At 63.6% G+C, this 11,640-nt stretch carries 12 protein-coding genes; 3 read left to right on the forward strand and 9 right to left on the reverse strand.

All coding sequences use genetic code 11. From position 1 onward, the window contains the following. Positions 1-19: 19 nt before the first annotated feature. The 7 genes from AS156_RS17170 to AS156_RS17200 all read right to left on the reverse strand — a co-directional run bounded on the left by AS156_RS17170 (position 20) and on the right by AS156_RS17200 (position 7,278). Positions 20-730: an ABC transporter ATP-binding protein gene (locus AS156_RS17170; RefSeq protein WP_066506492.1), complete on the reverse strand. Its 711-nt coding sequence runs from the start codon at positions 728-730 to the stop codon at positions 20-22. Then, on the reverse strand, positions 720-1,439 hold the full coding sequence (locus tag AS156_RS17175; protein WP_066506497.1) for an ABC transporter ATP-binding protein: 720 nt from the start codon (positions 1,437-1,439) through the stop codon (positions 720-722). The genes AS156_RS17170 and AS156_RS17175 overlap by 11 nt, the downstream gene beginning before the upstream one ends. A gap of 1 nt (position 1,440) precedes the next feature. Then, complete coding sequence (locus AS156_RS17180; RefSeq protein ID WP_066506511.1) at positions 1,441-2,514, reverse strand: branched-chain amino acid ABC transporter permease; 1,074 nt, start codon at positions 2,512-2,514, stop codon at positions 1,441-1,443. Between the two features lie 113 nt (positions 2,515-2,627). Then, positions 2,628-3,494, reverse strand: a complete 867-nt coding sequence (locus AS156_RS17185; RefSeq protein ID WP_066506512.1) for an ABC transporter permease subunit — start codon at positions 3,492-3,494, stop codon at positions 2,628-2,630. A 96-nt stretch (positions 3,495-3,590) separates the two neighbouring features. Beyond that, on the reverse strand, positions 3,591-4,829 hold the full coding sequence (locus tag AS156_RS17190) for an urea ABC transporter substrate-binding protein (protein WP_066506513.1): 1,239 nt from the start codon (positions 4,827-4,829) through the stop codon (positions 3,591-3,593). A 32-nt stretch (positions 4,830-4,861) separates the two neighbouring features. Further along, complete coding sequence (locus AS156_RS17195) at positions 4,862-5,860, reverse strand: acetamidase/formamidase family protein (protein ID WP_201456048.1); 999 nt, start codon at positions 5,858-5,860, stop codon at positions 4,862-4,864. Between the two features lie 17 nt (positions 5,861-5,877). Beyond that, the gene (locus AS156_RS17200; protein WP_066506515.1) at positions 5,878-7,278 is read right to left on the reverse strand and encodes an amidase; all 1,401 of its coding nucleotides are present in this window, start codon (positions 7,276-7,278) and stop codon (positions 5,878-5,880) included. A 417-nt stretch (positions 7,279-7,695) separates the two neighbouring features. Here AS156_RS17200 and AS156_RS17205 point away from each other — a divergent pair, with 417 nt between their 5' ends. From AS156_RS17205 to AS156_RS17215, 3 genes are all read left to right on the forward strand, one after another. Next, positions 7,696-8,871: a transporter substrate-binding domain-containing protein gene (locus AS156_RS17205; RefSeq protein WP_066506541.1), complete on the forward strand. Its 1,176-nt coding sequence runs from the start codon at positions 7,696-7,698 to the stop codon at positions 8,869-8,871. Further along, complete coding sequence (locus tag AS156_RS17210) at positions 8,868-9,455, forward strand: ANTAR domain-containing response regulator (RefSeq protein WP_066506516.1); 588 nt, start codon at positions 8,868-8,870, stop codon at positions 9,453-9,455. Before AS156_RS17205 ends, AS156_RS17210 begins: the two co-directional genes overlap by 4 nt. Positions 9,456-9,619: 164 nt before the next feature. Next, positions 9,620-10,378, forward strand: a complete 759-nt coding sequence (locus tag AS156_RS17215) for an SDR family NAD(P)-dependent oxidoreductase (RefSeq protein WP_066506518.1) — start codon at positions 9,620-9,622, stop codon at positions 10,376-10,378. A gap of 23 nt (positions 10,379-10,401) precedes the next feature. On the opposite strand, the gene pcaG is transcribed toward AS156_RS17215, so the two are convergent. Together pcaG and pcaH are read right to left on the reverse strand one after the other, a co-directional pair. Continuing rightward, complete coding sequence (gene pcaG, locus AS156_RS17220; protein ID WP_066506523.1) at positions 10,402-11,007, reverse strand: protocatechuate 3,4-dioxygenase subunit alpha; 606 nt, start codon at positions 11,005-11,007, stop codon at positions 10,402-10,404. Position 11,008: 1 nt separating this feature from the next. Then, the coding region (gene pcaH / locus AS156_RS17225; RefSeq protein ID WP_066499654.1) for a protocatechuate 3,4-dioxygenase subunit beta at positions 11,009-11,640 on the reverse strand (632 nt) is incomplete at its 5' end.

Raw genomic sequence — 11,640 nt, forward strand, 5'->3', positions numbered from 1 at the left:
CCGTTTCTGGCGGCACCAATCAGAGCAACAATTGCGCGCGGACATTGTCGGCATTGACATCCTCGTCGGCCAACGACCGGGTGATCTTCCCCTTTTCCATGATGTAGCAGCGCTGGGCGATCGCCAGGATCGTGTCGAGGTTCTGCTCGACGAAGATGATCGTCGTTCCGAGCTCGTCGCGGAACGATTTCAGAGCTTCGCAGATGTGCTGCACGATCGAGGGTTGGATGCCCTCGGACGGCTCGTCGAGGATCATCAGGGTGGGATTGCCGATCAGCGCTCGCCCGATGGCGAGTTGCTGCTGCTCTCCGCCCGACATGGTGCCTGCAACCTGGCGCCTTCGCTCCTTCAATCGCGGAAAATACTCGTAGACGAGCTCCGGCAGCTTCTTGCCGTTAGGCCCGCCGATCAGCTCGCCAACCTGCAGGTTCTCCTCGACGCTCATCTGGGGAAACACGTCGCGCCCCTGCGGGATGTAGCCAAAGCCGGCGCGGGCCCGCGCGTCCGCCTCGAGCTGTGTCACGTCGCGGTCCATGAAAGTGATCGTGCCGCGCCATGTCTGGAGAAGCCCGATAAGGCACCGCATCAGGGTCGACTTGCCGACGCCGTTGCGGCCGATCACGCCGACGATCTCGCCGCGCGCGATCGACATGCTGACGCCCTGCAGGATCGGCGTCGCGCCGTAGCCCGCCCACAGTCCCGACACGTCCAGAACGCGATCAGTGGGCATGGCTCTGACCCAGATAGATATCGGCGACCTTCTCGTCCTGCAGGATCGTTTCAAGGTCGCCGCGCGCGAATATCTTGCCGAGATGCAGCACGGTGACGCGCTGTGCGACCTGGCGCACGAAGGCCATGTCATGCTCGACCACCAGAACCGTCATGCCCTCGGCGTTGAACGACTTGATCAGCTCACCGGTCTTGAAGGTCTCCTCCGGCGACATGCCGGCCGTCGGCTCGTCGAGCAGCAGGAGCTGCGGCTGCAACGCCAGCGCCATCCCGATCTCGAGCCATTGCTGCTGGCCGTGCGACAGCGCACCGGCCAGCTTGTCGCTATCCTGTGCCAAATCAAGCAATGTCAGCAGCCGATCCTCCTCCGCGCTGCGTTCGGCCCCCGAGAGCCGCTCCTGCAGCGCGATCTGGATGTTCTGCCGCACCGGCAGCTCCTTGAATACGCTCGGCGCCTGCATCTTGATGCTCATGCCGCGCTGCACGCGGGCATAAGGACGCTCATTGGTGATGTCGACGGAATCGAACAAGATGCTGCCCCCGGTCGGCGGATAAAGCCCGACGATCAGCTTGAACAGCGTGCTCTTCCCTGCCCCGTTTGGGCCGATCAGGCAGTGGACCTCGCCGGCATTGACCGTCAGATCGACGTCGGAGACGGCGGTCAATCCACCGAAGCGTTTGCTCACGCCCTTCACATCGACCAGTGCCATGTCAGGTCTCATCCGATTGCAAGCGGCCGGCGTCGGCCAGCGTGGGAGCCGGCTCGCGCCGCCGGCGCCTGGTCCACCAGTCGACGACGAGCTTGCCGATACCGAGCACAAACCCCTGCGGCGCCAGCATCACGGTCGCGAGCAGCAGCGTGCCCATCAGCACCAGCGCCGCCTGCTGGCTGTAGACGGTGATGGTCTGGAAGCCGAACAGCAGCAGGAACGATCCAACCAGCGTTGCGGTCAAGTCGCTGCGTCCGGAAAACGCGACCCACACGATCGGCATCGCCGCTGCCGGCAGACCGATGCTCGACGGAGTGATGAACTGCCCCCAGGAGGTATAAAGGGCGCCGCTGAGCCCGGCGAGGCCGCTGCCGATCACGAAGGTCAGCAGCTGATATTTCCGGACGTCGTAGCCGAGCATCTCGGCGCGCTGCGGATTTTCCCGCGTGGCCACGATCACGTTGCCGACGCTCGAGTTCACGAGCATGCGCAGCGCGATATAGACGATCACGATCAGCGCGATCATGACATAATAGAGCGCCGATCCCTCAATGTAGAAATCGCCCACGGCCAGCGGGTCCATGCCTTTCATGCCGTTGAAGCCGTTCAGCCGCGCCGTGCCGATATGCCATTCCGGCCCGGCCGTCTGCCCAAGGAAGAACGCCAGCACCAGCGTCGCCGACAGCGTCACGATGCCGAAGAAGATGCCGCTGATGCCGCCCCAGATCATGAAGTAGCCGAGGACCGCGGCTGCCGCCATCGCAATCAGGACCGACAGGATAATCGCGGCGATCGTCGTGGTTCCACCGCCCATGTTGATGGCGAGCACGCCATAGCCGTAGCCGGCGATACCGAAGAAGAAGGTCTGTCCGAACGACAACATGCCGCCATACCCCCACATCAGGCAGAGGCCGAGCGCCATGAAGATCCAGATCAGGAAGTAGGAGAAATTGCCGACATCATAGGAGTCGGCGAACACCGGGTAGATCAGCGCACCCGCGAGCACGGCGAGGAAGCAGGACCAGAAGATCTTGCCTCGTCCGAGCGTCTGCGGACCGTCAAGCAGCTTGAACATCAGGAACCTCGCTTCGACGATGATGCCGTCGACCGCGACCGCATCACCGTCTCGCCTCTCTGTTTGAGCATGGTCCTTGCGGAAGACCGCTTCACACGTTGCCGGATCATGCTCTAGCGCCCACGCCGGACCAGCACGCTGGACAGCCCTTCGGGCAGGACACGGATGATCAGGATGACTGCAAACAGCATACCGATCTGTCCGATGATCTGCCCGTAGCTCGCATTCAACGCCATCCGGATCATCGCCAGGAACACCGCGGCCGGAGCCGTGCCCAGCAGGACATTCGCGCCGCCGACGACGACAGTGACGAAACTCTCGACCACGAAGGTCGCGCCCATGGTCGGGATCAGCGTCATGGTCGGCGCATACAATGCCCCGCAAAGCCCCGCGAGCCCGGTACCAATGCCGAAGCTGATGGCATAGATCCGCCCCGTCCGCGCACCCAGCGCCTTCGCCATCGCCGCGTTCTGCATGGTCGCGCGCGCGATCACGCCGAAGCGCGTCTTCATGAAGATGATGTAGAGGCCGACGAGCACCGCTACTGCACAGCCGAACAGCACCAGCCGGTAAGTCGAGAACGTATACTCGCCGATCGCAAAGCTCCCTTCCGGGGTTCCAATGCCCCGCACCGCGGAGCCTACGATCAGCAGCATCGACTGCGTCACGATCAGGCTAAGGCCCCAGGTGGCAAGCAGGGAGTCGAGCGGACGCTTGTAGAAGCGCCGCACGATCAGGAACTCGACGACGACGCCGATGAGCCCTGCCGTCACGGCAGCGAGGATTTGGGCGACCGGAAGCGGCACGCCGAGATTCACCAGTCCGACGGTCACGTAAGCGCCGCACATGATGAATTCGCCATGCGCCATGTTGATGACGCCCATCATGCCGAACACGATGGCTAGGCCCGCGGCAGACAGGATCAGGAACGCAAAGACGTCGGCGAACTGATAGAATACCGAAAAGAGTTCAGCCGACATCCTGGCCTCCATGATCGCGGCGCCGCGTCGTTGCGGCGCCGGCGAGGCTCAACGCCTCAACGCAGTTACACGAGCAAGATTTGTGCCCTGCGCGTGTCACGACTTGCTGGGAAGATGGCTCGGCGTGTACTGATCCTTGTCGTTCTTCTTGGTGAGATCGCAGCCGATCTGGCCAAGCCAGTATGGCTGGATCGTGCCATAGTCCTTCTCGACCGTGACCTCATGCTTGGGGCCGACCGAGATCAGGCGCATGCGGTGCGACGTATGCTGGCTCTTCGGATCGATGCAGACCTTGCCTTCGGGAGCATCGATACAGGCGTCGCCCGTTGCGATCACCTTGCGCAAATCCTCGAGCTTGGTCGACTTCGCCTTCTCGACCAGCGCCTTGTACATGTAGAGCGCGTTGTAGGCGTTGTAGCCCATGTCGTTGATATAGAGCTCGTCGGGGAACTTGGCGTGCCAGCGCTTCTTGAAGTCGTTGGCTTCCGGCGTATCGATCTCCTCGAACCAGTTCGCGGTGGCGTGCATGTTGTTGAGCGCCGGCGGCTTGAACCGCTTGTGCTCGAAGCCGAGCATGATCTTGATCGACGAGCCCATCGGCAAATTGAGGTTGGCCGCAGCCGCCTGCTCGAAGAACGAATCCTGCGCCGCGCCGACATTGATCGTCAGCAGCCAGTCCGGCTTCGCCTTCTGGATGTTCTGGATCGTCTGAGCAAACTGCGAGACGCCGAGTGGGATGAATTCCTCACCGACGACTTCGCCGCCGAGATCCTTCATGATCTTGCGGTTCCATTCCGCGGAGATCTGACCGAAATTGTAATCGGCGGCGATGACATAGACCTTTTTGCCGAACTTCTCGACCATCCAGGGGATCAGGGTGGAGAACTGCTGCTCGGGCACCGCGCCCATGCTGATCATGTTGGCGTCGCAGACGCCGCCTTCATACTGGTTCGTATAGAAATACGGCGTCGTGGTGCGGTCGACGATCGGACGCAGCGCCTCGCGCGACGCCGAGGTGATGCCGCCGATCAGCACGTCGACCTTGTCGCGGTTGAGGAGCCGGCGGCCGAACTCCTGGTAGCGCGCATTGTCGCCCTGCGGATCGAGATGGATCAGCTCGATCTGCCGTCCGAGAACGCCGCCGCTCTTGTTGATCTCTTCGACCGCCAGCTGCGAGCCGTGCAGCTTCGGCATGCCCATGAACGCAAGGTCGCCGGAGACGTCCTCGAGCAGGCCGACCTTCAGCGGCGGCTCGGCCGCGTGGGCGACACCCAGCGTCGCTGCCCCGACGATCGCACCAAGCAAAGCAGTCCCAGACCTACGTCGTGAAATCATTGCGATGTCCCCTGTTCTTGAAAATTGTGAACTCACGCCTTGAGGTAATTCTTCAGGATCGACGCCCCCATCGTGTATTTCGGGTCGACCATGTTGCCGAGCCGCATGCGGCCGGCCTGGCTGAGCAGCATGTAGGCGTCGATCTCGTCGAAGCCGTAGTCGGCGCTCATCCATCGCACGAGCTCCCGATAGGCGATGCGCGCGGCATCTTCGAGCGGACGCGCGCTGCCGATCGTCATGATGAAGTCCCGGGTCTCGAGCCGCGGCCAGGCAAAGCTCCAGTTCTTGATCAGATCGACCTGCAGCGTCACGGTCGCGCGCTGCTCCAGCGCGACGCCGGAGAGCTCGCCGTCGCCCTGCGTGGCGTGGCAGTCGCCGACATAAAGCAGCCCACCGTCGGCATGGACCGGCAGATAGAGGATGGCGCCGGGTGCGACGTCGGGTAGATCCATGTTGCCGCCGTGATAGTCGGGCTGCAGCGACGAAATCGCCTCGATCTCGGGCGACACGCCGATCGTTCCGATGAACGGCTCATAGGGCAGCGTGATCTTGTCATTCCAACGCACGCCGTTGCGGTCGACATGCAGCTTCTTCACGCGTTCGGGCAGCGGCGGATTGAGCATCGCGGTGGAGGCGGTCCCGACCAGCCCGCCGAATTCCGGGATGATGCAGGTCGTTCCGGCCGGCTGCGCGCCGCGCGTCTCGACGTCGCGGATATAGACCGCAAGGCAATCACCCTTCTTGGCGCCCTTGACCGCGATCGGCCCGCATTGCGGATTCAGGAACGGGAAGTTCAGCTTGGCGGTGGGACTGTCCCTTTCGCTGGTCAGCACGCCACCGAAGGCGTCCTCGGTCTCGACGACGACCACGCCGCCGGGATCGATCGACAGCGTCGGCTTCGCGTAAGGCCCGTAAACGTAGTGAAAGGCCCCCTGCTGCTCGATCGTCAGACTATGCGATGCGCCGGCCGTGCCCTTGGCGACGGCGCGCTTCGCCATGATGGAACTCTTCATCCAGTCTTCTGCGGACATGCGTACGGCTCCTCAACTCAGATCGCGGGATGGCGCTTGTGCCAGTCGGTGACGCGCTGGAAGGCATCTCCTGCACGCACCAGGCTCGCTTCGCCGAAGTGCGGTGCGACAAATTGGAAGGCGACGGGACCGCCGTTCGGTGCGAAACCGCCCGGCAGCGTCACGGTCGGGCTTCCCGTCATGTCGAACGGACAGGTGAAGCGCAGCAGTCCGGTGATCAGGGATGCGTCCTCGCCGAGTGTCGCCATCTTGGCGAGCGTCGGCGCGGCGAACGCCTGAGCCGGAACCGCGATGAGATCGACCGTCTCGAACAGCAGGCGCACCGCACCGCGGAATGCTTCGCGCCGCAGCACGATCTTCTGATAATCCATGCCCGACTGCTGCCGGCCGAGATCGAGCAAGCCCGCCAGCGCGGGGCCGTACTCGTCCTTGCGCGACGGATAGGTCGCCTCATGCGCCACGGCGACCTCAATGCCGCACAGCGGGAACCAATCCTCGATCACGGCCGCGGGATCGGGAAAGGTGATATCCTTGATCGCCGCGCCCAGGCCCGCGGCAACACGCAGGCCTTCACCGAGCACCTTGCCCGCGGCATCGTCGGTGCCCTCGCTGGTCCAGCGCCGGTCGACGCCGATCGTCACGCCGCGCAGGTCGCCCGAGAGACCGGCGAGATAGTCGGGCACGGGCAACGGCACTGATGTCGTGTCCTTTGGGTCTTGCCCCGCGATCACGGCGAGCATCGCGCCGCAATCGACTGCGCTGCGCGCCATCGGCCCGATATGATCCAGCGTGGCCGCAAGCTCGAAAGCACCGTAGCGGCTGACGCGTCCCCAGGTCGGCTTCAGGCCGGTGATGCCGTTGGCAGCCGAGGGAAAGCGGATCGAGCCGCCGGTGTCGGTTCCGAGCGAGCCGAAGCACAGGCCGGCGGCCGTCGCGACTGCCGAACCGCTGGAGGATGCGCCAGGCCAAAGGTCGGCGTTCCACGGATTCTTCGGCGGATCGATTTTCGGGTGATGATCGGCATACGCGCCTTCGGTCTGCTGCAGCTTGCCGAGGATGATCGCGCCAGCATTCTTCAAGCGCGTGACCACCGTGGCGTCCTCGCTCGGCCGGAAGTCGCGATGGATGGTCGTGCCGTGCGCTGCTGGCGCGCCCGTCACCCAGCACAGGTCCTTGACCGCGATCGGCACGCCGTGCAGCGGCCCCTTGACCTTGCCGGATGCGATCTCCTTCTCGGCCGCGGCGGCCTCGGCGAGTGCCGGCTCAGCCATGACGCAGGCGTAGCTTTTGAGCTTGCCGTCGAGCCGCTCGATCCGTTCGAGCATCGCCTTGGTGACCTCGACCGGCGACAGCTTCTTCGCATGGATCTGCTGCCCAACTTCAATAAGTCCAAGATACTGAAGATCTGTCGTCGGCATCGCCTTCTTCCCCGCTTGACGTGACGCAAGCCCAACGGCTGATCACCGCGCATGCGCCTCCGGCTTGGCGACACGGACGCGTCGCCAATTTGCTTGGCGGCAAAAGAAAAAAGCCATCCGCCCCTCCGGAAATGAGGTGACGAATGGCTCTGATGCCGCGGCTATGATCTATCGCATGGGCCAGAAATCGAACGCAGCACGGTGTGTGAGGATCAGGACGTCATCGGCCAGATCGACGCACGCAAGGTTCGACGGGAAGCCCGGTAGCAGAAAATTCTAAGTAGGTGTCCTGCGCATTGTCAACGAGGCTGGCTGCACAAATTTCGCGAGGTGCATGCGCAGCAAATCAGCAAGACCTCTTGCGCCGATATCGGCGATGATGGTCTGCTCAGTACGTTGCACTGCCGAAAGTCGTCCATGACCAAGCCGTCCGTTCCCGTTGGCATCATCTGTTCGCAGTCTGGGCCCTATCAGGCCATGGGACGCGAGCTGCTCAAGAGCGCGTTGATGGCCGTGGACGAGATCAACAACGCGAACGATTTCGATTTCTCTTTCACCCCTCATGTCCGCGATCCCCGCGGGGTCGTGTCCGAATATCACGCCGCCTGCGACGACCTCATCCGCAATGTGGGCGTCGAGCATATCGTCGGCTGCTACACTTCGGCATCGCGCAAGCAGGTGCTGCCGATCGTAGAGCGCACCGATCGCCTGCTCTGGCACCCCGCGCGCTACGAAGGCTTCGAATGCTCGGATAACGTGATCTATGTCGGCGCTTCACCGAACCACAACGTCCTGCCGCTCGTGCGCTATGCGCTTGACAACATCACGCGGCACTTCTTTTGCGTCGGCTCCAACTATGTCTGGACCTGGGAGACCAATCGCGTCACGCGCGAGCTCGTGACGGCGGCACAGGGCAGCATCCTCGCCGAACGGCTGCTCGAGCTTGGCGAAAGCACGGTCGACCATATCGTCGACGAGATCGTGCGCCGCAGGCCGCCGGCCGTCTTCAATACGCTGGTCGGCAGCTCGAGCTATGAGTTCATCCGCGCCTTCCATGCCGCGACCACGGCCGCCGGCCTCAACATCCCGATGTTGAGTTGCAGCCTGTGCGAACCCGAGCTCAAGGTCGTAGGACCGGCGTCGGCCGGCTGCATCACCTCGTCGGCCTATTTCGAAAGCATCCGCCTGCCGGAGAACCGCGCCTTCGTCTCGCGCTGGAAGGCGCGCTACGGCGATGCCAGCAGTCCCTCCGTCGATGGGCAATCCACCTATGTCGCGGTCTATCTGCTGGCGCGCGCGTTGCAGCGCGCCGGCACGTCGAACATCGCGGAGGTCCGGCGCGCCGCGGCCGGCCTCCGCTATCATTCGCCGCAGGGACCGGTCTGGATCGACGGCAGCAACAATCACTGCGTCCTGACGCCGCGACTCGCGGTGTCCAACACGGACGGACAGTTCGACATCTTCTGGGAAGCCGACGCCCCCGTTAAGCCAGATCCTTATCTGACGCAGCTCGACGTCGCCGTCAGCACCGTGCGGGAGACTGCACGGGACGACGCATCGCCGAATGCGCCACATTTGCGGATTGTGAAATGAACAAACCGTCTTCGTTTTCGCTTCGCGGACGCAAGGCGCTCGTTGCCATCAAGGACGAGCGCGACGCGTCGATCGTCAAACGTCAGTTCGAACGCCTCGGGATCGACACCGTGCCGTGGGAGCCCGGCGGCGCCGTCGACGGCAATGCCGACGTAGCGCTGATCGACGACGACTTCCTGCCGCTGACCTCCCCGGCACAGCGCGCGTTGCTTGGGCGAGGCCCAGTCATCGCCCTGCTCGGCACGGAGACGCCCAGCCGCCTGAAGCTGGTGCTCGAGCTCGATCCTGCCTCGTTCCTCGTCAAGCCGCTGCGCTCGGCCGGCATCTACGCCGCACTTGTCATGGCGTTCGAACGAAACGAACGCACCAACGAGCTGAAGCAGCAGATCTCCAAGCTGGACCAGCGCCTACGGTCGCGACGCGTCGTCCTTGCCGCCGTCCTTCAGGTCATGCACTCGCATGCCATCGCCGAACCGGCCGCCTTTGCGCTGATCCGGCGAACGGCCATGGAGCAACGCAAGACCATCGAGGAAATCTCGGCGGAAATCACCGCAAGAGGGTATCTGCCCCGCGCGACCGGTTAGGCCGCGGCTCCGATTCCAGTGCGCAATCGTCCCGTAAAACCCCGGGGAGGTGCGCAACTCCAATTCCGGTCTATACATCCCATCCACGGCCGAAGCGGCCGGGGTCGGGCGACGCCAATCCATCGCGGGCGTAGGGCCCGGCTCAATTTGCTCGAGAGGAAGTCATGGCCGCCATCTATTCAGATCTCGCCGACAAGGTCGTTCTCGTCACCGGTGGTGCTTCGGGCATCGGCGAGGCGATCGTGCGGCGCTTCGCGCAGCAGAAATCCATTGTCGTGTTCTTCGACATCAAGGTGGACGAAGGCACCCGCCTTGCGCGCGAACTCACGGACCAGGGTCTCAGCGCGCACTTCCTCAAGGTCGACCTTGCCGATATCGGAGCACTGCGCGCCGGGGTCTCGGACGCCCGCGGCGCACACGGCCCGATCAATGTCCTCGTCAACAACGCCGCCCATGACGAGCGGCATTCGACCGAAGAGATGACGCCGGAATATTGGGACGACCGCATCGCGGTGAACCTGAAGCATCAGTTCTTCGCCGCGCAGGCGGTCCTGCCGGACATGAAGGCGGCAAACGCCGGCGCCATCATCAATTTCGGCTCGGTCTCGTGGATGGTGGGGCAAGGCGGCATGGCCGCCTATACCGCCAGCAAATCCGGTGTGATCGGTCTCACCCGCTCGCTGGCGCGCGACTACGGTCCCTATAACATCAGGGTCAATGCGATTGCGCCGGGCTGGATCATGACCCAGCGCCAGATCGATAAATGGCTGACGCCGGAAGGCGTGCAGGAGCTCATGCAGCGGCAGTGCCTGAAGCGGAAGCTCGTCCCCGACGAAATTGCGAAGTTCACCGTGTTCCTTGCGTCCGACGAGGCCTCGGCATGCACGTCGCAGCACTACGTCGTGGACGGCGGTTGGGTCTGACCTGGGTTGCGGCGACCGGATCGCTAGACGTCGAAGAACACCGTCTCGTTGTCGCCCTGCAGGTAGACGTCGAGCGTGTAGACCGCGCTGCCGGAGCCGGCCTTGCGCTTCGCGATCAAGGTGGCGCGGCGATCTTCCGGCACCAGCGCCAGCACGGGATCATCGGCATTGCCGGCTTCGTCGTCGAAATAGATCCGCGTGTAGAGATGCAGCAGCATGCCGCGCGCGAACACCGCGAGCAGGATATGCGGCGCCTGCTTCTTGCCGTCGGGATCCGGCACCACGCCCGGCTTGATGGTGTCGAACGCGTAGGCGCCGCTGTTGTCGGTGCCGCAGCGGCCAAAGCCCTTGAAGCTCGAATTCGGCAGCGCGCGCTTGTCTTGCGGATCGGAGAAGCGGCCCTGCGCATCGGCCTGCCAGATCTCCAGCATGCAGTCCGGAATCACCGCGCCGTCGCCGTCATAGACCTTGCCCTCGACGCGGATGCGATCACCCGACGTATCCGGCGTCAGCAGATTGTTGGTGAAGGCGTCGTTCCATTCATACTCGCCGTTCGGCGTCAGGCCGTATTTGAAATAGGGGCCGACGGTCTGCGACGGCGTGATTCCATCAGGACGCGGGTTCGACACTTTACTTGGTCTCCATCGGCGTGGCGTTGCGCCCGCGCAGCACGATATCGAAGCGGTAGCACAGCGCCCATTCCGGCTTGGTGTTGTCGAGATCGAAGGACGAGATCATCCGCGCCCGCGCCTTCTCGTCGGTCACCGAGTTGAAGATCGGGTCGAACGGAAACAGCGGATCGCCGGGGAAATACATCTGCGTGACGAGGCGCGAGACGAAGGAGTGGCCGAACACCGAGAAGTGGATATGGGCGGGCCGCCAGGCGTTGTGGTGGTTGCCCCACGGATAGGCGCCGGGCTTGATGGTGATGAACTTGTAATAGCCGTTGGCGTCGCTCTGGGTGCGGCCGGCGCCGGTGAAGTTCGGATCGAGCGGCGCCGGGTGCTGGTCGACGACATGGATGTAGCGGCCGCAGGCATTGGCCTGCCACAGCTCGACCAGCGTGTTGGGCACGCCGCGGCCGTCCTCGTCGAGCACATAGCCGTGCACGATGATCCGTTCGCCGAGCGGCTCGCCCTTGGCCTGGATGGTGAGGTCGTTGTCATGCGCGCGCACGGTCTCATGACCATAGACCGGACCGGTGAGCTCCGAGAGCGTGTGCCGCATCGGGATCAGCGGCTTCTGCGGCGCGCGCTTGATCG

Source organism: Bradyrhizobium macuxiense (genome assembly GCF_001542415.1).
Taxonomy (GTDB): domain Bacteria; phylum Pseudomonadota; class Alphaproteobacteria; order Rhizobiales; family Xanthobacteraceae; genus Bradyrhizobium; species Bradyrhizobium macuxiense.

Bases quoted from the DNA above. Each gene is read 5' to 3' on its own strand.
- AS156_RS17205 (WP_066506541.1), top strand. From the start codon at position 7,696: ATGACCAAGCCGTCCGTTCCCGTTGGCATCATCTGTTCGCAGTCTGGG.
- AS156_RS17170 (WP_066506492.1), bottom strand. From the start codon at position 730: ATGCCCACTGATCGCGTTCTGGACGTGTCGGGACTGTGGGCGGGCTAC.
- AS156_RS17200 (WP_066506515.1), bottom strand. From the start codon at position 7,278: ATGCCGACGACAGATCTTCAGTATCTTGGACTTATTGAAGTTGGGCAG.
- AS156_RS17175 (WP_066506497.1), bottom strand. From the start codon at position 1,439: ATGGCACTGGTCGATGTGAAGGGCGTGAGCAAACGCTTCGGTGGATTG.
- AS156_RS17210 (WP_066506516.1), top strand. From the start codon at position 8,868: ATGAACAAACCGTCTTCGTTTTCGCTTCGCGGACGCAAGGCGCTCGTT.
- AS156_RS17215 (WP_066506518.1), top strand. From the start codon at position 9,620: ATGGCCGCCATCTATTCAGATCTCGCCGACAAGGTCGTTCTCGTCACC.
- AS156_RS17185 (WP_066506512.1), bottom strand. From the start codon at position 3,494: ATGTCGGCTGAACTCTTTTCGGTATTCTATCAGTTCGCCGACGTCTTT.
- AS156_RS17195 (WP_201456048.1), bottom strand. From the start codon at position 5,860: ATGTCCGCAGAAGACTGGATGAAGAGTTCCATCATGGCGAAGCGCGCC.
- AS156_RS17190 (WP_066506513.1), bottom strand. From the start codon at position 4,829: ATGATTTCACGACGTAGGTCTGGGACTGCTTTGCTTGGTGCGATCGTC.
- AS156_RS17180 (WP_066506511.1), bottom strand. From the start codon at position 2,514: ATGTTCAAGCTGCTTGACGGTCCGCAGACGCTCGGACGAGGCAAGATC.